The 22,546-nt window shown below is 54.4% G+C and carries 20 protein-coding genes; 17 read left to right on the top strand and 3 right to left on the bottom strand.

What is annotated here, in order from left to right:
* The first annotated feature begins 233 nt into the window (after positions 1-233).
* From ACW9KT_RS15260 to ACW9KT_RS15225, 8 genes are all read left to right on the top strand, one after another.
* On the top strand, positions 234-854 hold the full coding sequence (locus ACW9KT_RS15260; RefSeq protein WP_457081889.1) for a DUF1684 domain-containing protein: 621 nt from the start codon (positions 234-236) through the stop codon (positions 852-854).
* 161 nt (positions 855-1,015) lie between these two features.
* Complete coding sequence (gene pheT, locus ACW9KT_RS15255; RefSeq protein ID WP_457081887.1) at positions 1,016-3,436, top strand: phenylalanine--tRNA ligase subunit beta; 2,421 nt, start codon at positions 1,016-1,018, stop codon at positions 3,434-3,436.
* 237 nt (positions 3,437-3,673) lie between these two features.
* Positions 3,674-3,970 (top strand): hypothetical protein, encoded by a 297-nt coding sequence (locus ACW9KT_RS15250; RefSeq protein WP_457081885.1) that lies wholly within the window; start codon positions 3,674-3,676, stop codon positions 3,968-3,970.
* A 28-nt stretch (positions 3,971-3,998) separates the two neighbouring features.
* Positions 3,999-4,289, top strand: coding sequence for a cell division protein ZapA (locus ACW9KT_RS15245; protein WP_457081883.1), 291 nt, complete (start codon positions 3,999-4,001; stop codon positions 4,287-4,289).
* A 112-nt stretch (positions 4,290-4,401) separates the two neighbouring features.
* Positions 4,402-6,069 carry a ribonuclease Y gene (gene rny / locus ACW9KT_RS15240; RefSeq protein WP_457081881.1) on the top strand — a complete coding sequence of 556 codons (1,668 nt, stop codon included), beginning with the start codon at positions 4,402-4,404 and terminating at the stop codon, positions 6,067-6,069.
* A 169-nt stretch (positions 6,070-6,238) separates the two neighbouring features.
* Positions 6,239-7,651, top strand: a complete 1,413-nt coding sequence (locus ACW9KT_RS15235; RefSeq protein ID WP_457081879.1) for an FAD binding domain-containing protein — start codon at positions 6,239-6,241, stop codon at positions 7,649-7,651.
* 142 nt (positions 7,652-7,793) lie between these two features.
* Positions 7,794-10,100: a xanthine dehydrogenase molybdopterin binding subunit gene (locus tag ACW9KT_RS15230; protein WP_457081877.1), complete on the top strand. Its 2,307-nt coding sequence runs from the start codon at positions 7,794-7,796 to the stop codon at positions 10,098-10,100.
* Positions 10,066-11,034, top strand: coding sequence for an XdhC family protein (locus tag ACW9KT_RS15225; protein WP_457081875.1), 969 nt, complete (start codon positions 10,066-10,068; stop codon positions 11,032-11,034). Before ACW9KT_RS15230 ends, ACW9KT_RS15225 begins: the two co-directional genes overlap by 35 nt.
* A 161-nt stretch (positions 11,035-11,195) precedes the next feature.
* On the opposite strand, the gene pucL is transcribed toward ACW9KT_RS15225, so the two are convergent.
* Positions 11,196-12,062, bottom strand: a complete 867-nt coding sequence (gene pucL / locus ACW9KT_RS15220; protein WP_457081873.1) for a factor-independent urate hydroxylase — start codon at positions 12,060-12,062, stop codon at positions 11,196-11,198.
* A 76-nt stretch (positions 12,063-12,138) separates the two neighbouring features.
* Between pucL and allB the strand changes: the two genes are divergently transcribed.
* The 7 genes from allB to ACW9KT_RS15185 all read left to right on the top strand — a co-directional run bounded on the left by allB (position 12,139) and on the right by ACW9KT_RS15185 (position 18,887).
* Positions 12,139-13,473, top strand: a complete 1,335-nt coding sequence (allB, locus tag ACW9KT_RS15215) for an allantoinase AllB (protein ID WP_457081871.1) — start codon at positions 12,139-12,141, stop codon at positions 13,471-13,473.
* A 4-nt stretch (positions 13,474-13,477) separates the two neighbouring features.
* Positions 13,478-14,722 (top strand): allantoate amidohydrolase, encoded by a 1,245-nt coding sequence (locus ACW9KT_RS15210; RefSeq protein ID WP_457081869.1) that lies wholly within the window; start codon positions 13,478-13,480, stop codon positions 14,720-14,722.
* Positions 14,723-14,728: 6 nt separating this feature from the next.
* Complete coding sequence (gene allE, locus ACW9KT_RS15205; protein ID WP_457081867.1) at positions 14,729-15,475, top strand: (S)-ureidoglycine aminohydrolase; 747 nt, start codon at positions 14,729-14,731, stop codon at positions 15,473-15,475.
* A gap of 168 nt (positions 15,476-15,643) precedes the next feature.
* Positions 15,644-16,150 carry a 2-oxo-4-hydroxy-4-carboxy-5-ureidoimidazoline decarboxylase gene (uraD, locus tag ACW9KT_RS15200; RefSeq protein WP_457081865.1) on the top strand — a complete coding sequence of 169 codons (507 nt, stop codon included), beginning with the start codon at positions 15,644-15,646 and terminating at the stop codon, positions 16,148-16,150.
* Positions 16,147-16,485: a hydroxyisourate hydrolase gene (uraH, locus tag ACW9KT_RS15195; RefSeq protein WP_457081863.1), complete on the top strand. Its 339-nt coding sequence runs from the start codon at positions 16,147-16,149 to the stop codon at positions 16,483-16,485. The genes uraD and uraH overlap by 4 nt, the downstream gene beginning before the upstream one ends.
* A 51-nt stretch (positions 16,486-16,536) precedes the next feature.
* Positions 16,537-17,973, top strand: a complete 1,437-nt coding sequence (locus ACW9KT_RS15190) for a DUF6986 family protein (protein WP_457081862.1) — start codon at positions 16,537-16,539, stop codon at positions 17,971-17,973.
* Between the two features lie 215 nt (positions 17,974-18,188).
* Positions 18,189-18,887 (top strand): hypothetical protein, encoded by a 699-nt coding sequence (locus ACW9KT_RS15185; RefSeq protein ID WP_457081860.1) that lies wholly within the window; start codon positions 18,189-18,191, stop codon positions 18,885-18,887.
* 125 nt (positions 18,888-19,012) lie between these two features.
* Here ACW9KT_RS15185 and ACW9KT_RS15180 read toward each other — a convergent pair whose 3' ends face one another.
* Positions 19,013-19,786 (bottom strand): FkbM family methyltransferase, encoded by a 774-nt coding sequence (locus tag ACW9KT_RS15180; RefSeq protein ID WP_457081858.1) that lies wholly within the window; start codon positions 19,784-19,786, stop codon positions 19,013-19,015.
* A 118-nt stretch (positions 19,787-19,904) separates the two neighbouring features.
* A complete protein-coding gene (locus ACW9KT_RS15175) occupies positions 19,905-21,299 on the bottom strand; it encodes a mercuric reductase (protein ID WP_457081856.1) in 1,395 nt (464 codons plus the stop codon).
* A 153-nt stretch (positions 21,300-21,452) separates the two neighbouring features.
* Between ACW9KT_RS15175 and ACW9KT_RS15170 the strand changes: the two genes are divergently transcribed.
* Positions 21,453-22,199 carry a hypothetical protein gene (locus ACW9KT_RS15170; RefSeq protein ID WP_457081854.1) on the top strand — a complete coding sequence of 249 codons (747 nt, stop codon included), beginning with the start codon at positions 21,453-21,455 and terminating at the stop codon, positions 22,197-22,199.
* Complete coding sequence (locus ACW9KT_RS15165; protein ID WP_457081852.1) at positions 22,200-22,478, top strand: Imm27 family immunity protein; 279 nt, start codon at positions 22,200-22,202, stop codon at positions 22,476-22,478.
* Positions 22,479-22,546: the final 68 nt, after the last annotated feature.

The following is a 22,546-nucleotide window of genomic DNA, read 5'->3' as shown; positions in this document are numbered from 1 at the left end:
GACCTTATCAAGCCAGAAGAATGATCGTAACAACGGCTCTTTCTAGTGTAGTAAGATCCTTTCTTTGTCAGGATGACAAACGATTGAGATTCAATGATGAGACGCAGGCGTAGGTTGAGCACGAACCAGTATAAATCATCAATTACTATAAAAAAGCCCCCCAGCAGCTCTAGGGGGCTTTTCTGCTTCAAACCTAGCAAGAGCCGCCGCGCCCCGGTATCTTTGCTGTTACCATGCGCCTCAATCCCAAGCTTTTTATCTTTCTCGGCCTGCTCCTCGTGCTCGGCTATTTCCTCCAAGACCTCGTGCTGAACGATGAGCAGTACGTAGCGCGCATCGAGAAGGCCCGCCACGCCAAAGACGACGAGTTCCGCCGTGTACAAGGCTCGCCGCTTTCCGCCGAGCAGCGCCAGGTGTTCGACAGCCTGCACTACTACGCGCCCAACAAAACCTACCGCATAACGGCTCAGTTTGAGTTTTTTCCCGTGCGCGACACCATTGCCATGCGCCTCACCGATGGCAAGGCCGAAAAGTACCTGCGTTGGGGTCGTGCATCTTTTGAGTGGCAAAAAGAAGCCCAGCGCCTCACCGTTTTCCGCAAAGCCAACGGCCCCGATACGACCCTTTTCATTCCCTTCACCGACAAAACCAACGGCTTCGACACCTACGGCGGCGGCCGCTACCTCGATGCGGAACCCGTAGCCGAAGGCGACGACGAGATTGTGCTGGACTTTAACACGGCTTACAATCCTTTCTGCGCCTATAATGCGTCGTTTGCCTGCCCAGTGCCGCCCGCTGAGAATATTTTATCGGTGTACATCAAAGCCGGGGAAAAGTCTTTTCACAAGGACTAACTGCTCTTCGCGCAGCGGGCGTAAGTCTAGGCTAAAGCCGGCAGCATACGCAAAACTCTTCGGGCTGGGGTGCTTTTTGGCCCGCTTCGCAAATCCCTACCTTTGCTATCTCGGCCGGATGTGAAATACAACCCCCGAGCTCCTGACAACGACTGTTTTTTATGAAAATCTCCCTCGACTGGCTTCGTACCCTCATTCCCACTGATAAATCGGCCACTGAGCTGGCTGCCCTGCTCACCGGCTCGGGCCTGGAAGTGGAAGGCGTAGAGGAGCTGGAAAGCATACCAGGTGGCCTGCGCGGCGTAGTAATCGGCGAAGTATTGACCTGCGAAAAGCACCCCGACGCCGACAAGCTCAGCCTGACCACCGTAGCCGTGGGCGACGCCACGCCGCGCCAGATCGTGTGCGGAGCTTCCAACGTAGCCGCGGGCCAGAAGGTAGTGGTAGCCCTAGAAGGCGCCACCCTGCACCCGGCCCAGGGCGAGCCATTCAAAATCAAGAAATCCAAGATTCGCGGCGCCGCTTCCGAAGGCATGATTTGCGCCGAGGACGAAATCGGTCTCGGCACGTCCCACGCTGGCATCATGGTCCTTGATACGGATCTGCCCAACGGCACCCCAGCCGCCGAGTACTTTGGTCTGGGTTCTGATGCCGTGCTGGAAATCGGCCTGACGCCCAACCGCGCCGACGCTGCCTCCCACTACGGCGTGGCCCGCGAGTTGCGCGCCCTCTTGCAGCAGCCCTGCCACCTGCCTGACATAAGCGCATTTTTGCCCCCCACAGAGGCTGCGCAGAACGTGCAAGTGCTGATTGAAGACGAAGAAGCTTGTCCGCGCTACGCCGGCTTGCTGCTGGAAAACGTGCAGGTGGGCCCGTCGCCGGAGTGGCTGCAGCGGCGCCTGCGCAGCATTGGCTTATCGCCCATCAATAACGTGGTAGACGTAACCAACTTCGTGCTGCACGAGCTGGGTCAGCCCCTTCACGCCTTCGACGCCAACCAGATTCCTGGGGGGCAAATTCGGGTAAAGCGCGCCGCTGAAGGTGAGAAGTTCACGACTCTGGACGGCACCGAGCGCACCCTGCGCGCTGAGGATCTGGTGATTGCCGGTGGGGGCGGGGAGCCACTGGCCCTGGCTGGAGTATTCGGGGGGCAAATTTCCGGCGTGAGCGCCGCCACCCAGCGCGTGTTTCTGGAAAGTGCCTACTTCGCGCCCGCCGTGGTGCGCCGCACCAGCCAAACCCATCAACTCAAAACCGACGCTTCTTTCCGCTTCGAGCGCGGCACCGATCCGCACATGGTGCCCGTGGCTTTGCAACGGGCTGCCCTGCTGCTCCAGGAAGTAGCTGGAGCTATCATTGCTGCGCCCGTCGTGGATGAGTACCCCAAGCATGTGCTGCCTTTCACTGTGCGCCTACGTTTCTCGCGAGTGGAGCGCCTAATTGGTCAGTACATCGCGCCGGAGCAAATCCGCCAGATTCTGAGTGACTTAGACATCACCATTCAAAACGAAAACGGCGACGATTGGTGGTTGATAGTGCCACCTTTCAAGGTGGATGTGACCCGCGAGGCTGATGTGATCGAGGAAATCCTGCGCATCTACGGCTACAACAATGTGGCTTTGCGCCCGTACAATTCGGCTTCCTTCCTAGCCAAATTCCCGAATCCAGACCCGGAGATTCTGCGCCAGAACACGGCCCGTTTGCTCAGCGGCCAGGGCTTCTCGGAAATCATTACCAACTCCATCACCAACGCCCGCTATTTCGAAGCTGAAGGCGAAACCAACGAGGCCTTAGTGCGGGTGCTGAACTACAACAGCGCCGACCTGAACGTGATGCGCCCCACTGTGCTACACAGTGCCCTGGAAGTAATCCGCTACAACCTCAACCGCAGACAGCGCGACCTGAAGCTCTACGAGTTCGGCAAAACCTACTTCCGCAAATCCGACGGTCAATACGAGGAGAAAAACACGCTAGCAATTCTGCTCACCGGCAACGCCACCGCCGAAACTTGGCAGCACAGAGCCGAGAAAGCTACCTTCCACCACCTGGCCGGCGCTGTGCAGCAAGTTCTGACGGCTCTGGGCCACGCCACGCCGACTTCCCAGCCCGTACAGCACCCGTACCTGGCGGGCGGCCTCACGTTGCTGGCGCAAAACCAACCAGTCGCTCACCTGGGGGGCGTTTCCGCCGGCGTGCTTAAGCGCCTCGACGTAAATCAGCCCGTGTGGTACGCCGAACTGGACTGGGATTGGCTGGTGAAGAAGTACAAGAATGCCCTCGTGGCCCGCGAGATGCCCAAGTTCCCGGAGGTGCGCCGCGACCTGTCGCTGGTGGTAGACAAAGCCGTGACCTTCGACCAGCTACGCCAGATTGCCCAGCGCGCCGAGCGCAAGCTGCTGCACGGCGTGAACGTATTCGACGTGTACGAGGGCGACAAACTGCCGGAAGGCAAGAAGTCCTACTCCGTCAGCTTCAACTTGCAGGACCAAACCCAAACGCTCACTGACCAAGCTATTGATGGCGTGATGCAGCGTTTGATTCAGCAATTCGAAAAGCAGGCGGGCGCAGTAATCCGCCGTTAGAGTAAGTGTACAGGAAGCAAAAAAGAACGTCATGCTGAGCTTGTCGAAGCATCTCGCGTGTTTAGCTTGATTAGTAATCCAGCATCAGCCAGCGAGATGCTTCGACAAGCTCAGCATGACGTTCTGGAAGCTCAAGGAAACCGAAGTTTGGCTTACAGGTGATTTCCTGCCAAATTGCTTGAGCGAAGCAGACGACGAATTTACTGTGGCGCTTATTTATCAAAATAATTCTCTTGCATGGCCTCCTCTCAGCAGCTTGCTCAACTAGACCGCCTGGAGCGGCAGGTAACCAGCTTAGTGGCTGCCTATCAGCAGTTGCGCGAGGAACTGGCCGATGCTCAAACGACTATCCAGCAACTCCACGCCGACGTGCGCGACCGGGAGCGGCAGCTTAAGGATTTCCAGAATCAGGAGAATATCGCTAAACTTGTCCATACCATAGCAGAGGAACCTGCCAACGCCAACGAGCTTAAACTGCGCCTAAACGAATATATCCGCGAGATTGATAAGTGCCTTGCCTATTTGAGGGAGTAACGACCATCGAACATGTAGATGTCTGCTGATGAGTGATTTATCCATAAAAATCCGTATTGCTGAACGGGACTACCCCATGCGCGTTAGCCCCTTGGAAGAGGAGCGTCTGCGCCTGGCTGGGCGTCAGCTCAACGAACGAATTAAGGAATTTCGCGAACAGTATGGCATTCAGGACAAGCAAGACTTGCTAGCCATGATTGCCCTATCCACGATGGCTGACGGCTTAAAAGTCAGTAAAGAGAAGGATGGCACTGATGCAGCTCTTACTGAGCGTATTACACGCTTAGATAAGCTGCTTTCGTCGCTGGTGCTCGGCTGAGCACTGGCGCAGTTTTATGCCCGACCGGGCGGGGCACATGCTCCGTCATTCGGTGACTGTTGGGCAGATTTTTTTGTTATGGTTTATTAGTACCCCCTAAAAACCATAACTCATGCCCAACTACATAATCTATATTGTTCTAGCTGCCGTCGTTGCCCTTGTGGCCGGCGTGGTGCTAGGACGCCTGCTAGCCGGCAAGGCTAGGCAGGACCATGAAGCCCAGGCGCAAGCCCGCGCCCAGCAGCTTCTTCAGGAGGCAGAAGAGAAGGCCAACCGTGTCCGCGACGAGCGTATTCAGCAATCCAAAGACAAGTTTCGCCAGCTCAAAAACGAGTTTGAGCAGGAAAGCAAGCGTCAGAAGCAAGTCTTAGAGCAGGAACTAACCGAGCGTCGGGCCACCGTACTAGAGCAGGAGCAGAGCATCAAGCGTCTCACCGAAACCACTCAGAAGCAACTCGAGCAGCTCCAGCGCAAAGAGCAAGACCTTGACAACCTGCGTGAAAAGTTGCAAAATGAAGCCCAGCAGCAGCGCGAACGCCTTGAGAGCCAAGAAGAAAAGCGCCGTGTTACCATCGAAGCTCAGCAGGCCAAACTCCAACAGAAAGAGCACGACCTCGACGCCCGCATCCACGATGTTCAGCATCAGCTCGAAACCATTGCTAACCTCTCGGCGGCTGAAGCCCGCGAGCAGCTGGTAGAGTCGCTGAAGAATGAGGCTCAGATTCAGGCTTCGTCTTACATCAAAGATGTGGTAGCCCAAGCCAAGCTGTCGGCAACGAAGGACGCTAAAAAAGTTGTACTGGAAACGATTCAGCGCACTGCTGCTGAGCACGCTATCGAGAACTGCGTGTCGATTTTTAACATCGAATCGGACGACGTTAAAGGTAAAATCATTGGCCGGGAAGGCCGCAATATTCGCGCTCTGGAAGCGGCTACGGGCGTGGAAATCATTGTAGACGATACGCCCGAGGCTATTATCATTTCCGGCTTTGACCCCGTGCGCCGTGAGGTAGCGCGCTTGTCTTTGCACCTGCTGGTAAAAGATGGCCGTATCCACCCCGCCCGCATTGAGGAGATTGTAGCCAAAACCCGCAAAAACATCGACGAGGAAATCGTGGAAATCGGCGAGCGGACTATTATTGACCTAGGCATTCACGGTTTGCACCCCGAGCTGATCAAGATGGTCGGCCGGATGCGTTTCCGCTCATCTTATGGCCAGAATTTGCTCCAGCACTCTCGCGAAGTAGCTAACCTCTGCGCCACCATGGCCGCCGAGCTGGGCCTGAATGTGAAGCACGCTAAGCGTGCCGGCCTCCTGCACGACATTGGTAAAGTAAGCACCGAAGAACCCGAGCTGCCCCACGCCATTCTGGGTATGGAGCTAGCCAAGAAGTACAAGGAGCACCCCGACGTAATCAACGCCATCGGTGCTCACCACGACGAGATTGAGATGACCGCCATGGTTTCGCCCCTGGTGCAGGCCTGCGACGCCATCAGCGGCTCCCGCCCCGGCGCCCGCCGCGAGATGATGGAAAGCTATATCAAGCGCCTCAAGCAGCTGGAAGAAACGGCCGTGGGCTTCGAGGGTGTGCTTCAGTGCTACGCCATCCAGGCCGGCCGTGAGCTGCGCGTGATGGTGAACGCCGACAACGTAACAGACGACCGGGCTCAGGAACTGAGCTACGAAATCTCCCAGAAGATCGAGAAGGAGATGCAGTATCCCGGCCAGATCAAGATTACTGTGATTCGGGAAATGCGCGCTGTGGCGTACGCCAAGTAGCGTCGCGGCTCTAGTCAGGAAAAAGCCCCCCAGCATCCGATGCTGGGGGGCTTTTCTGTGCTCAACAGCCAAGAAGCAAGGTTTAGCTTCCAAGTTTACTGCATTCGATAAACCACTATTATGTCGCTCAAATAAAGTAACTTCCGCAACCACCTCAAATGCTTTTGCCTTGCTGAAGTTTATTCTCAACAATCAAGAAGTAAGTACGGACTTGCCGGCGGGCACGGTGCTGCTGGACTATGTGCGTTACGACCAGCACCTACCAGGCACCAAGATAGGGTGTCGGGAAGGCGATTGCGGCGCATGCACGGTGCTGGTAGGCGAACTAGCAGATGATCAGGTGCGCTACCGCTCCTTTACTTCCTGCCTTACACCACTCGGCAATGTGCAGGGCAAGCACGTGGTGACGGTGGAGGGAATTAATATGGGAGGCCTAAACCCAATTCAGCAGGCTATGGTAGATGAATCGGCGACGCAATGCGGTTTCTGCACGCCGGGCTTTGTAGTTTCCTTAGCGGGCTTCTGCCTTAGCGGACAAAAGCCAACTACCCAGAACGCTATTGCGGCCGTAGACGGCAACATCTGCCGCTGCACGGGCTATAAATCCATTGAGCGAGCCGCTGCCAAAGTAGCTCAGTTGCTGGCCGCAAGCGAAGGCGAGAAGCCAACAGATTGCGTAACTCAGCAGCAGATTTTGCCCGACTATTTTACTTCCATCAAAGGCCGTCTGCGTGCATTGGCTGCGAATAGCACACCCAACGGGCACGTCCTCAACGGTACGCTACAGTTTGTTGGCGGCGGAACTGATCTATACGTGCAGAAACATGACCAGATGAAAGAGTTAGCCGCTCGCTTTCTCTTCAATCAAACCGACTTACAAGGGATTGCCCGCCAGGAAAACCGCTGCGTCATTGGCGGCGCGGCCACGGTGAGCGACTTAGCCGAGTCGGCGGTAATGCAAGAGTGTTTCCCCGCGTTTCGTCCCTTTCTGCGGTTGGTATCATCGACGCCCATTCGCAACATGGCCACGGTGGCGGGCAACTTCGTCAATGCTTCTCCCATTGGCGATCTGACGATTATGTTCCTGGCCCTGGACGCGCATTTGGTTCTCAGCGACGGCCATACGGCGCGCGAAATCCCGTTGCGCCAGTTCTACCAAGGCTACAAAGTCTTAGCAAAAGCCCCCCAGGAGAACATTACGGCCATCTGGTTTGAGATGCCTACCGCTAATACTCGCTTTAACTTCGAGAAGGTCAGCAAGCGTACCCACTTGGATATTGCCAGCGTCAACTCAGCGTGTCATTTTACGGTGCAAGATGGCTTCATTATAAAAGCTGGACTTTCTGCTGGTGGCGTTGGCCCAATTCCTATGCTTCTCCACAAGGCTTCAGAGTACTTGGTAGGCAGGGAGGTTTCGGAGGAGCTTATTCAAAAAGCGCTGGAAATAGCACAGACCGAAATCGCGCCCATTAGCGACGCTCGCGGCACTGAAACCTACAAGCGACTTCTACTAAACCAGTTGATTAAAGCACATTTCTTGGCATTGTTTCCACAGTTGAATGTGCAGGAATTGATGCGATAGCCATATACCTTCCAAAATAGAACGTCATGCAGAGCGACAGCGAAGCATCTCGCTCGCGCCGTTAGATTACTACTCCTAACATCAGCACGCGAGGTGCCTCGCTGTCGCTCTGCATGACGCTCATTAATCAGCAGTTACTACGATGAAAAACATAGATTCCGGTAACCATACAAAAGGGCAGTCAGTCTACCTGGATGACATTCCGTTGGTGGCCGGGACTCTATTTGGCGCCGTATTTAGCTCGCCAGTCGCGCACGGTCACATTCAGCAACTGCACTTAACGGAGGCCGCGCAGCAACCCGGCGTGGTGCGCATTTTCACGCACCAGGATATTACTGGCGAGAACCAAATTGGCGGCATCATTCCCGATGAGCCGTTGCTGGCGGAGCACGAAGTAGATTTCTGCGGAATGCCGATTGCCTTCGTGGTGGCTACGTCGGATGAAGCGGCGCGGGCGGCAGTGAAGAAAATCAAGGTTGATATCGCGCCGCTGCCGGTGATTACGGATCCGCGCGTGGCGCACGCTCAGGGTGAGCTGATTGTGCCACCGCGCACCTTCCGCTTGGGCGATACCGCGCAGGCTTGGGAGCAATGCGAATATGTATTTGAAGGTACAGCTGATACTAACGGCCAAGAACACCTCTACATCGAAACCCAGTGCGCCTATGCTATTCCGCAGGAAAACGGCGAATTGAAAATCTATTCTTCTACCCAAAGCCCCACGGCAGGGCAGCGCATGGCGGCGCGGGTGTTGGGTGTGCCCATGCACCAGTTGGAGGTAGATGTGATTCGACTGGGGGGCGGATTTGGGGGCAAAGAGGACCAAGCCAATGCTTGGGTGGCCCTGTGCGCGCTGGCCGCGCATCATCTGCGCCGTCCGGTGAAATATGTGCTGCACCGGCTTGAGGATATGGCCATGACCGGCAAGCGCCACCCATACTCTTCCGACTTTAAAATCGGGCTGGATAAAGACCTTAAAATCATTGCCTATGAGGTAGACTTCTACCAGAATGCCGGGGCCGCCGCCGACCTGTCGCCGGCCATTATGGAGCGGACCTTATTTCATACGACCAGCACGTATTTCATTCCTAATGTGCGGGCCACGGCCTTCAGTTGCCGCACACATTTGCCCCCCAACACCGCTTTCCGGGGCTTTGGTGGGCCGCAAGCCAAGTTTGTGATGGAAGCCGCTATTGCTACGGCTGCCGAGAAGCTTGGCGTAGAGGCCTGCGTCATTCAAAAGAAGAACTTAAACCAAACCGGCGACGAGTTCCCTTTCGGGCAGAAAGCTGTGAGCGAGGCGCGCGCCTGCTGGCATAAGGCGGAAGAACTGTATGAGGTAGAGAAGCTGTGGCAGGAGGTGGAAGCCTTTAATGCGGCCAATATTCTTTACAAAAAAGGCTTAGCGCTGATGCCGGTTTGCTTTGGTATCTCATTTACCAACACGTCTATGAATCAGGCGCGGGCGCTGGTGCACGTGTACTATGACGGCAGCGTGAAAGTGAGCACCGGCGCCGTGGAAATGGGGCAGGGCGTGAACACCAAAATGCTGCAAGTAGCGGCCCAAACGCTTTCTATCAGTCCGGGCAAGGTGCGCCTGCAAACCACTAGTACCAACCGAATTGCTAATACTTCTCCCTCCGCGGCCAGCGCCACCGCCGACCTGAATGGTAAGGCCGTGCAGCTGGCTTGCCAAGCCATTGTGCAGCGCCTGAAAGAAGTAGCAGCCCAGGTGCTGCAAGCGCCCGAAGCCACCATTGAGCTTCAGGATGAACAAGTGCTGCTCAACGGCCAAGCGACGGATCTTGACTGGAAAAAGCTGGTGACGGCCGCTTTTCTGAAGCGCGTGAGCTTATCGGAGCACGCCCACTATGCCACGCCTGATGTGCACTTCGATAAAACCACCGAAAAAGGGCACCCTTTCGCGTATCACGTTTACGGCACGGCCATCACCACTGTGACCGTGGATTGTCTGCGCGGCACGTACAAGGTAGACGCGGTGCGGGTAGTGCACGACTTTGGGCGCAGCATGAACCCCGCCGTGGACCGCGGGCAGATTGAGGGCGGTATCGTGCAGGGTATAGGCTGGATGACGCTGGAAGAGCTGCTCTATGACCCCGCCGGCCGGCTTCGCTCCAATACGCTCTCCACGTACAAAATACCCGATATCTACTCGGTGCCGAAGGAAATTGCTATTGAGCCTTTGCAAACCGAGCAGGACAACCTCGCTATCTTCCGCTCCAAGGCCGTGGGCGAGCCACCGTTTATGTATGGCATTGGCACCTATTTCGCCCTGCGCAACGCCATTAAAGCCTTCAACCCGACCTCACCTATTGCCTTCGATGCCCCAATGACACCCGAGAAAGTGTTGCTCGGGCTGTATCCGTCGGCAGCCACAGGTACTCAACAAGTGCATGAACAGAGCCTGCGCCACGTGGCAGCTTCTTAGCGAAAGTCTGCGCCGGGGCGGTCCGGCCATGTTGCTGTATGTGGTACAGAGCCAAGGTAGTAGTCCGGGCCGGCAAGGCTTTGCTATGAGCGTAGACGCGCACGGTGCTATGCAGGGCTCTATTGGCGGTGGCATTATGGAGCATAAGCTGGTACAGCTAGCCCGCGAGCGGCTCGCGCAACCGTTGCCCACTAGCTCTCTACACCGTCAAATTCACAACAAAAAAGCCCCCCAAGACCAAAGCGGCATGATTTGCTCCGGCGAGCAAACGGTGCTGCTTTATCCCGTGCGCCCCACCGAGGCAGATGCTATTCAGCAACTGATCTCGGCTTTGGAACAGGAGCAACCCGGCACGCTGACCCTGACGCCGGGGGGCATTTCTTTCGAGATCAGCAAACAGCCCGCGCAAGATTATCTGTTTCAACAGGAGTCAGATTCGGCGTGGATTTATCAGGAAAAAATTGGCCGCAAGAATCAGCTGCACCTCATCGGCGGCGGCCACTGCGCCTTAGCTTTATCGCGCTTAGTACAATCGCTGGATTTTCGGGTGCAGCTCTACGAAGACAGGCCGCAGCTCAACACTTTCTTAGCGAACGATTACGTCCACGAAAAAACAATCGTCGCGAGCTACGCCGACTTGCAAGCGCTGCTACCCGAAGGCGAAAACCAATACGTAGTTATCATGACCGTAGGCTACCGCACCGACGATATTGCTGTGCGGGCGTTGCTGGGCAAAAAGCTGCGATTCTTAGGCTTGTTAGGCAGCCAAAAAAAGATAGAAAAGATGTTCGCTGACTACCGGGCGGAAGGATTTTCGCCCGATCAATTACAGCAAATACAGGCTCCAGTTGGCTTGCCTATTCATAGCCAAACACCAGAGGAAATAGCCATCAGCATCGCTGCGCAATTGATTGCGGTGAAGAATTCTAGGTAGAAGTTGTTCCGTTAAGTCTTTCAGATATGGACGTCATGCAGAGCGGAGCGAAGCATCTCGCTCGCTCCGTAGGAGTCACCATTGCAACGAAGCGGGCGAGATGCTTCGTTATTGCTCTGCATGACGTGCTGGTGGGCTTTTTTAAGGTCTAGTAAAGCCAGTTATTCCCGTACAACGGTGCCTGTGATATAACCGAATGGCTCGTCGGTGGCGATGAAAATTTCGTTGCTATTCTCCATTCCAAACTGCTCCAAGTTGAACGGAATGTGATGCTTGTTGGGCATGATGAGGCTGACTTCCTTCACTACCTCATTCTCCAGCAGAATTTGCTCCCCAATGGCATAAAGCGTTTGCTGCACCGACTGGCTTTTGTGCCCCGCAAACGTGCGCAGCAGCGCAGTACGAATCTTTTGGTAAGTGGCTTCGAAATCTAAATCGGGGCGGGTGTAGGGCCAGGTGGCTTCGCACTTGGTAGCCAGAATGCGGTCGGTGGTTTCTTTCAGAACGGTGTACTCGTCTTTGATATATTTCTCGAAGGCTGAATCGGTGGTTTTTAGGAGCAGCAAATCCTGGAGGCCTGCGGAAACTTGTACGTCTTGGGCGGTTTGGGTGATGATGGCGCGGCGCTTCTCAGTGCTGCCGCCGGTGAAGGCGTGGGTGTGTGCTTCTCCATCAAAAGACATGCGCTGCCAACCGTGCTCCACTATCTCAATTTTTACTTTGCTTACCTGCGGATTTCGCGTGAAAAAGAAGTGGGCCAGATGAATGCCGAAGGCCTCAATAGTGGACGTGAAGTGCTTTTTAGCCAGCGCGTACACGGTGTTCTTCTGGGTATCGGTGGGCAGAATTTGGGAATTGTCGCCGAGCGTGTGGGCCGTTTCGAAATCGCCTTCCAGCGCTACACTCACCGAAATCTGGCGAAACTCGTGGTGGTCGGCGTGGCGGATAATCTTCGATAGATTAATCGCGTTTTTGCCGTAGGCATTAATTCCTAGTTTGATACCCATCATCGTTAGCTTATTGCGCATGGAAAGATTTCCAATCTAGAAAATTATCCTGCTAGATTGAAGGACCAATCCTGTCCATTGCCATTCTGCCCCTTGTATGCTGGATGCAGCTATAAAAAGTAAAAACGTAGTGACTCTGCAGGGCGTGCGGGAGGCGTTGGTGTTGCTGCAAGATGGCCGCATCGTAGATGTGGTGCCCGCGGATACCGCCGTCGACTGCCCAATTCAGGACGTGCAGGAAAAGGCGCTGCTGCCAGGCCTGATCGACCCGCACGTGCACATCAACGAGCCCGGTCGCACCGAGTGGGAAGGCTTTGATACGGCTACCCGCGCCGCCCTAGCTGGCGGCCTGACTGTGCTGGTTGATATGCCGCTAAACTCCGCTCCGGTCACGACCTCAGTGGCGAACCTAGCATTGAAACTAGCAGCTACAAAAGGTCAGCTGCATACCAATTGCGGGTTTTGGGGAGGCATCGTGCCGGGCAATACAGCGGAAATAGAAGGGCTGATTGCCCACGGTGTGTTGGGGTTTAAAGCCTTCCTGACCCACTCGGGCATCGATGATTTTCCCAACGCTACTGAGCACGATCTGCGTCAAGCTATGCCTATTCTGGCGCGCTACGGCCTGCCGCTGCTGGTGCACTGTGAGCTAAGTACCGACGACGAAGCGTGGAAATCCGGGGATAAACGGTCTTACCAAAACTACCTCGCCTCACGCCCCAAACAATGGGAAGACGAAGCCATAGCGTTGATGATTCAGCTGTGCGAGGAATATAATTGCCCCACGCACATCGTGCATTTGTCGTCGGCTAACTCTATTGCGCCACTTGCGGCGGCCAAGGCTAAAGGCTTGCCGCTGACCGTAGAAACTGGGCAGCATTATCTGTTTTTTAACGCTGAGGAAATTGAAGACGGCCAGACACAGTTCAAATGCGCTCCACCGATTCGGGGGCGGGCTAACAACGACCAGCTATGGCAGGCTTTGCAGTCGGGCATAATCGACTTTGTAGCGACCGACCACTCGCCCGCGCCGCCCGATTTGAAGCAGCTGGAAAGTGGAGATTTCACGACGGCCTGGGGTGGTGTTGCATCGTTGCAGTTGGCTTTGCCCGTGCTCTGGACAACAGCCCAAAAGCGCGGCGCCGATTTGACGGACCTCGCCCGATGGCTGAGCACCAACCCCGCCAAGCTAATCGGCCAGCAGAACCGCAAAGGCCAGATTGCGAAAGGCTACGATGCCGACTTGCTAGTGCTGGCGCCCGATCAAACCTTTACCGTGACGGCTGATATGCTGCACCATCGGCACAAGGTGTCGCCCTATATTGGGCAGGAGCTACGAGGCGTAGTTGAGCAGACATTTCTCAAAGGTTGCGCGGTGTACATTCGTCCCAACTTCACGCACCTCAGTGAGGGTGAAATCATTACGCGCTAGCTGTATGGAGGCATACGTACACCGCGCGGAGAAAATTCTACAGCGTATCGATGCCCTTGCGTCCATCAGCGAAGATGCAAACTGCGTGACGCGCACTTTCGGAACAGCGGCTTTTTTGGCGGGTAGCGCTTTGGTAAAAAGCTGGATGGAAGCGGCCGGCTTGAGTACTCGCCTCGACAACATCGGCAACGTGCGGGGCCGGCTGGCCAGTACTCGTCCCGCCGCGAAAACCTTTGTCATTGCCTCGCATATTGATACGGTGGTCAATGCCGGTAAATTCGATGGGCCGCTGGGTGTGTTGCTGGGACTGGATTTGCTGGAACAGCTGGCGCAACAGCATGTTGAGCCACCATTTCATGTGGAGCTTATTGCGTTTAGCGACGAAGAAGGCTGTCGGTTTCACACCACCTATTTGGGCAGTAAAGTTGTGGGGGGCTTTTTTGAGCCTAACCTACTCCAAAAGCAGGACGCGGCGGGCATAAACCTAGCAACTGCCTTAGCAACTATGGGCTGCGATGCGCAGCAGTTGGCGCACGATGCTATTCTCCCTGCCGATTGGCTCGGTTACTTCGAAGTGCATATCGAACAAGGGCCGGTATTATTTGAGCGCAATATTCCCGTGGCACTCGTGACGGCTATTGCCGGGCAGCAGCGGATAGAACTGATTTTTAAAGGTATGGCAGGTCATGCAGGCACGGTGCCCATGAGTATGCGCCAGGATGCCTTATGCTGCGCCGCTGAAGTGGTTTTGGCAGTGGAAAAGTTTGGCTTAGCGCATCAGCAGGCGCTGGTTGCGACGGTGGGCAAGCTCGATATCCGTCACGCGGCCAGCAACGTGATACCCGGCGAAGTGGTGTGCAGCCTAGATCTGCGGAGTGCGGATGAAGCGCGCCTAGCTTGGGCCTCCCAAGAACTGCGGGAAAAGGTAGAAGCAATTGCACAGCAGCGTAATATCAGGCTGGACTGGCACCCCGTTCAGCAAACCGCTCCCGTAACCTGCGATGCTGCTTTGAATAGCCATCTATCCCGTGCCATTGCTGACTCTGGCTATCCAGTAGTGCCGCTCGTCAGTGGGGCCGGCCACGACGCGGTACCCCTATCGCAAGTCGCACCGGCTACTATGCTGTTCGTGCGGTGCTTTAAAGGTATCAGCCACAATCCCCTGGAAAACGTGGAGCTGCCCGATCTAGCGGCCGCGCTGCGTGTAGCCGAGCGTTTCCTTACCCAACTCATTACCCACCATTCGTAACCCCTCATGGAAATTTCCGCTTTAACCCGTTCCGTCGTCAAGCGGAACCACGCCGTCATCAGTCCCGATGGCTACATCAACAGCAACGTGCCGGGCTGGACGGGCTGCACCGTGAACGTAATTATCAACGAGCAAATGGGCGCTCGACTCTGCCAAACGCTCGTTACGTTGCAGGCTGGGGGGCAATTGGTGGGTAAAACCCAGGCTTCACAGATCTTCTTCTACCTCGTAGAAGGCCAGATCCAAGTAACAGTGGATGGGGAGAAGCGGACGCTGAGCACCGGTGAGTTCGTGTACGTTCCCATCGGCAAGGAATACCAGTTTGAAAACCCTACTGCAGGCACTCAGATTCTCACTTTTCACAAAGTGTACGAGCCGCTAGAAGGCCACGAAATACCCGGCGTTTTGTTCGGCGAGAAAGACGATAACAAAGCGCCTATCTATATGAACGATGAGGCCCTGCGCATTCAGGTGCTGCTTCCCGACCACTTCGGCTTCGATATGGCTGTAAACATCTTCACCTACCAGACGGGGGGCAATTTGCCCATGGTCGAAACCCATATCATGGAGCACGGCCTGCTCTACCTCCAAGGCCAGGGTATCTATATGCTCGACCACGAGTGGTACCCCATCAAAAAAGGCGACTCTATTTGGATGGCACCCTACTGCCAACAGTGGTTCACCGCCATGGGAAAAGAGCCCGCCGTGTACATCTACTACAAAAACGTCAACCGCTTCCCGACAGTGGTTTGATTATACCCTCTCTAGTACGTCATGCAGAGCGGAGCGAAGCATCTCGCGTGCTGACGTTGCCAAGCTAATGAACGAAGCGAGCGAGATGCTTCGCTCCGCTCTGCATGACATTCTTTATGATGGTCACTTTTAGTGCGACTGCTTTTGATTTGAATAGATTCGTAGAGCATGACCCTAGTTGAACTCAATACCTTGCCTAAACCGGCGCTGAGCGATGCTCTGCGTAAATGCTGCGGTAGCACGGCTTGGGTAGAGGCTATGGCCGATATATTTCCGGTGCCGGATAAGGAAACTCTGTTTGAGCAATCCGCTAGCATCTGGCACAGCCTTTCTGAGCACGATTGGCGCGAGGCATTTACTCATCATCCGAAGATTGGGAACATCAATTCGCTAAAGGAAAAGTTTTTCAGTACCAGCACTTGGGCTGCTGGCGAACAGGCGGCGGTGCAGCAATCTTCGCAAGCCGTGTTGGAGGCTTTGGCCAAGGGAAACACGCGCTACGAGGAGAAATTCGGCTATATTTTCATCGTCTGCGCTACCGGCAAATCGGCGGAGGAAATGCTGACGTTGTTGCAGGCTAGGTTACCGAACGAGCCCCCACAGGAAATCAAAATTGCTATGGGCGAGCAAGCAAAAATCACTCAGATTCGGCTGGAAAAGCTGTTAGCAACATGAGCCAGATTACCACCCATATTCTCGATACGACCAAAGGAAAACCCGCCCAGGGCGTTACCATCGTGCTTTACGGACAGCAGCAAGAAACCTGGCAGGAGCTAGCGCGAGGCGCTACCAACCAAGACGGCCGCGTAGCTGATTTGCTGCCGAAAAATGAGCTGCTACCGCTGGGTATCTACAAGCTGAAGTTCTTCACCCAAGCATACTTTGACCAACAGGCTACGACTGCTTTTTATCCGTTCGTCGAGATTGTTTTTGCCGTCACTGCGTCGGAGCATTACCATGTGCCGTTGCTTCTAAACCCTTTTGGTTACTCCACTTACCGCGGTTCCTGAAGCTAACGAATCGGCAGCTTTCATTCCATCCAAATTTGCCCCCTACTGCATATGAAACTCAGCATACAAGACTCCGACAAAGAGCAGCTATTAAATCAGCTTGGCGTCGCTAACCTTAAGTTTCAGCAAACCTACCCCGGCGACAGGCCTGACCGGCAGCCCGTGCATACGGTATATGGCGGCGCTAATCTGTTCAAATCGGATACGTGTGTGCGCATGGGCGACATTGCCCTGAACAACCTGCGCACTTATGCGCCCAACTTTGTGGAGCTAGCCAACGTGCTTCAGCTCAAAGGCTATGAGCACCTGCCGAAGTCGGGGAAAGACATTGTTGAGCTAACGGCCAAGCTGAATGCTTTGTCGCCGGAAGACTGCAAGAAGGAGGTGGCCTGGCTGGCATATTCGGTGTACAATAAAATTGTTGCCAAGCTCAAGTCCGAGCCCGTTGAGGACTTTCGAATAGACTTTGAAGACGGCTTCGGCAACCGTCCCGATGCAGAGGAAGATGCCACGGCCGTGCAGGCTGCCAATGAAGTAGCAGTAGGCATGCAGAACGGCACATTGTCGCCATTCATTGGCATTCGCATTAAGCCCTTCACTGAAGATTTGAAGCAGCGCGGTGTTCGGACGCTCGACATTTTTCTGACGACGCTCCTTGAGAAAACTGGCGGTAAACTGCCCGACAACTTCGTGGTGATGCTGCCCAAAGTGACCATTCCGGAGCAAATGACGACGATGGTGCGCTTGTTCGAAATCCTGGAAAAGGCGAACAATTTGCCCCCCGGCACCTTGCAGATGGAAACCATGGTGGAGGCGACCCAAATCATTATGGATGAGGAAGGCCGCAACCCGCTGATGCGCATCATTCGGGCTAGTGAAGGCCGCTGCGTCGCCGCCCACTTCGGCACCTACGATTACACGGCTTCGGCCGGCATCACGGCGCGCTACCAGACAATGGCGCACCCCGTGTGCGATTTTGCCCACCACATGACCAAAGTAGCGCTAGGCGGCACCGGTATATTCCTCTCCGACGGCGCTACCAACGTAATGCCCATTGGTCCGCACCGGGGCGAGAACCTGACGTTTGAGCAGCAAAAGGAAAACCGCGAATCGGTGCACAATGCATGGCGACAGGGTTTCCACCACACCACACACTCGCTCATCAACGGCCTCTACCAAGGCTGGGACCTGAACCCAGCGCAGCTACCCATGCGCTACGCCGCTACCTATGCCTTCTTCCTGAGCAGCTACGAGGACGCGGTATTTCGCCTGAAAAGCTTCGTAGAACGCGCCGCTATTTCTACCCTCACCGGCGACATTTTCGACGATGCCGCTACAGGTCAAGGCTTACTCAACTTCTTCCTGAAAGCCCTGAACTGTGGAGCAATTACAGAAGAGGAAATCACTGCTACCGGCCTGACAAAAGAAGAAATTAACACGCGCTCTTTCTTCCGCATTCTAGAAGGTCGAAGAAAGCAGAAGGTGTAAGGCCTGCTGGAAAATGAGCAGCGAATCAAATTATGTGAGGTTTTCAAGCAAAAGCCCCTCAGAATTATTATCTGGGGGCTTTTGCCTAGGTTTCTAATCTGATTATTAAACAGCTTATATAGACTAAGATTACCTACAAAAGCTCTATTCATTTGTCACTACCTCGCGCGGCCTTAGTTCTAGTATTACTCGGCTTATCAAGCTGCTCAGTGTATGTGCCTCTCCAACCCAGTACACCTTTATTGCGCGACAAAGGCGAAGCTGAAGCCGCCGCCAGCCTATACCTCTCGGGCCGACTAGAAGGTTCGGTGGCATACTCGCCTGCCCGCCATGTAGTGGTACGCGCCGCAGGCGGACTGCGACCCCAAAGGGGTGATTCTACGCACTTTTGCATCCAACAATTCGAACTGGGTGCCGGCACATACTGGCCACTCTCCGAGCGGTGGCTAGTAGGAGCCATGGGAGGCTACGGACGAGGCCAGAGCAGCCGGCGCTATACTCGCAGTGATATCGATTTCTCGAACCCCGGCACAGCTATACGATTCAACTATGAGGCCCGCTTTCATAAAATTTACGGCGAGGGTTTCGTCGCATATGAAGGTCAGTGGGCCACAGTAGGAGCAGCGTATCGGCTGTCGCAGGTAGGGTTTTCTTCACTGACTAACAACGGCTTGCCGATAGATCTGCGACGCATGATTCGAAGCGAGCCGATGTTATTTATGCGCTTTGGCAACCGAACTGGTTTTCTGCCGTGGGGGCAGTTTCAACTGGCCGTGAGCACGTCCGCATCGCCCGGGTATCGCGCCAACACACCCGCTGAGATAAAATTAGATGACATCAAGCAAGGGCGCGTTTTCACTTCCGTAGGGTTTGTTATTTATCCGCACCGCTTTAAGAAGTTCGCCGAAGACTGACTAACTCACTAAAAGCAGTCCTCGGGATTGTTTGACACAACGATTATCAGTCACCCTTAGCTTGCTTTGGAGGCATTTTCGAGAAGTTTAGAAATAGGGTTGATGACAGAAGTGATGCCGGACGATCACTTTACCGTTTTCACGTAGATGTCACCAAAATCAGTATCGATAAACTCTGGGCTCTGGATGTGTTGCCGCATCTGCTCAAAGGAAATCCATTGCGGCAGTGCCCACTCTAATTCCTCACCGATGGAGTAGTTGCAGCGCATAGCGGGCGATAGGCTATGGAGCTTGGTTAAGCAATCCAGCGCTTTCTGCGTTTGTTCCGGAGTGGTGTACTCGAAGGATATGATTTCAATGGGCGTACTCAGTCCTTTCAGCACTTCAAACTCATACCCCTCTACATCAATCTTGATAAACCTGGGCTTACCAAACTGTTTGATGAGAGCGTCGAGGGTCGTTATTTGTACCGTAGCGGTTTCCTCCCAAGTGTGTTCTTTGAAGCGGCCACTATTCCGTACGCTATCAATCCAGTCGGTGGAAAAGGAAGAAAATACGTGCGCACTCGAAATAAACATCTGCGCCTCCGTTTCCTCGGCTCCTAAACCTTTAGGAATGAGCGTGATAGTATCACCAAATTTTCTGGTCAGATACCGAACAAGATTCGGCTGGGGCTCGACTGCCACAATGTTGATCCCCTGATTTATTAGCGGCTCGATGCGATTGCCCATGTTAGCGCCTACGTCGAAATAGGTGTCGCCGGGCTGAAGAAATTGAAGGTAGAAATTGCGACGCTTCAGCAGTAACTCTTTTTCCTGCTGGGTCTTAAAAAATGATTTGATCAACATCACATTGTCAAATCCCACCACATTCATAATTGTCCTTTTTAGCGTATCCATTAGCCAAGTAGATAGGTCGTACTGGGTGATAGATCTCGGGTAGCATTAAGCAAACTACCGCTATTCGGTAGTTACAAATGGGGACGTAAGTTGCTATGGCTTAAATGTATAGAATAATCTATGGTTTTCTCAAATAAGTAAAAGCATTATTTAAGGCCTCAGCCCAGAGCGGGTGGGCAAAAATCATCTCTTGCAGCACCTGATACTTTAGCTTGCCCGTCATGGCTAGCTGGAGCATGGTCATGATTTCGCCGCCCTCGGCACATAGTATAGCGGCCCCAATGATCAGGTCTTTATCGTCTACCATCACCTTGAAAAAGCCCCCCAGCCGCCCTGTTTCGCGGGCCCGGCCGATGGTAGAAACCGGCATGACGGCCACGCGGTACGGTATCTTTTTTTCCTTGGCTTGCTCTTCCGATAAGCCGATGCGACCTAGTTGCGGATCGGTGAAGACGGTGTAGGGTAAGGGGCGCTGCTTGGCCGAGCGGGATTTGCCCTCCAGCAGCGCATCGCGCACAATGCGGTAGTCGTCGTAGCTGAGGTGGGTGAATTGGGGGCCACCGTGCACGTCGCCAAGGGCGTACACGCCGCGCACGTTGGTTTGGAGGCGACTATTTACTTGGATGTAGCCTTTCTCATCTACTCGCACGCCGGCCGCTGCCAGGTTGAGCTTGTCGGAGTTGGGCGTGCGGCCAGTAGCTATCAGCAGGTGCGTGCCGCGTAGGCGGCGCTCCGCGCCATCGGTAGTGCGGGCTGATACGGTAATTTGCCCCCCAGCGCCCCGGGAAGAGCGGTAGGCTTTGGCGCCAAGTATAAATTCTATGCCTTCCTCCTCCAGCAACTCTTGTAGCGTGGCGCGCACGTCGGCGTCTTCGTGCTCCAGCACTTGCTCGCCCGATTCGATGATTGTAACGCGGCTGCCGAAGCGTCTGAACATCTGTCCAAATTCCAGCCCAATGTAGCCTCCACCCAATATCAGCAGGTGCTCGGGTAACTCGGTCAGGTTCATGAGTTCGGTGGTGGTCAGGAAGCCTGTTTCGGCGAGGCCCTCTACCTTCGGAATAGCGGCGCGGGTTCCGGTATTGATGAATATGAGCGGAGCAATCAACTCACGTTCCGGGCCGCTTTCTAGGGCTACACGCAGGCTGCGGGGGCCGGTGAATACTGCCCGGCCTTGAAGCACGGTAATATTGGGCTGTTCCTGGGTAAGATTCTTGCGCACGCCAGCGCGCATTTGCCCGATCACGTCCTCCTTGCGGGCTATTACCACACTCATATCTACTTGGTGGGCATTTGTTTGCACACCAAAGGCGGCGGCAGTGCGTACTTGGTGGGCGCGCTCGGCCGAGGCGAGCATAGTTTTGACCGGCGAGCAGCCATAATTAATGCAGGAGCCGCCCAGCAAGTTTTCCTCAATCAGCACCACGCGTCGGCCCGCGCTAGCCAGGGCAGTAGCCAAAGGGTTGCCGGCCTGGCCGCTGCCGATAATTACAGCATCAAAAGAATCAGACATAGAATGCGGAAATCGGGAGTGATAAGAGGGGGAATGCGCGGGGCTGCACTATTTTTGCCCCCCAGACTGCTACCTATACGGCTCAGCTTAGGAGCCGACCAATCTGGAAAGAAGGCAGCTAGTCTGCTTGTCTCTAACAATAATCCCCACCTTGTGGCTAACCAATTCTTGCGTCGCCTTGCCCTTCTTGCCATTTTGCCGATGCTGAGTGCCTGTACCTCTTTGTACTTCCCACCGCCGCCCAATGTGCCCCTACTCACTCAGAAAGGCGAATTCAGCGGCGGTATCCATACGAATCTGGACAACAACTTGGCGATACAAGGTGCCTACGCCGTGGGTGAGCACATAGGGGTGATGGGTACGTTTACGACGCTGCATACCGACAAAAAACGTAAAGCGGAAGACCACACGTTTGCCGAAATAGCCGGTGGCTACTTTACCCGCCTGCCCGATAAGCGCGCCCTCGAAGCCTATGTAGGCATCGGGGCGGGCTCCACCAAGCGCACTGATTTCAAGACCGAAAACGGAATAAAAACCACGACGCGCACGGTAGAAGGCGACCTAAACAAGTACTTCTTGCAGGTAAACTACAGCTCAAAAGAGAAGAAGTCGTTTCGCCTCTTCGGCAATGAGTTTCCAGTTTCCTACGGCACGGCGCTACGTTTGAGCTACCTGGAGCTGAGCGACCTGCGTGTGGATGGCCTAGCCACTACACCCGAGGACAACGTCTTCGTGGAGCCCATCACCTTCACCCGCGTGCAGGTCGCCGGCCCGGTGCAGCTGCAATTAATTAGCGGTGGTATGTTTGGCTTGCGCAGCCAGAAATATTTAAAGGCATCCAACTCAGTCTTTAATTTCGGCGTGGTCGTAAATGTTGGCGGGCAGAGCGGGAAAAAGTAAATGCAAATTAAGAAGGAGGAAGTAGCGTTAATTGGCTCTTGGGTATTCAATGGCAAGCAAATTATTGAAGATCGAATTTCGAAGCGAATTCACTTCTTAATCACAAATCACCTTCTTAAGCTAAAAATTGATAAAAGCGGTTGGACTACACTTTATAGAGATCCAACTGATAATAGGTACTGGGAATTAATTTATCCGGACAGTGAAATGCAAGGTGGAGGGCCACAAGCGTTGATTGTCTTATCGGATGATGAAGCGAAACTTAAATACGGCTTCTAGTAACGGTATTGCTTTGTACTAACAAATACATAAAAAGCCCCCCAGATACTTTCTGGGGGGCTTTTTAT

The sequence above is a fragment of the Hymenobacter sp. HD11105 genome (genome assembly GCF_054051685.1).
Note: the sequence above shows the minus strand (reverse complement) of the source record. Positions and strands in the feature narration are given on the sequence as shown.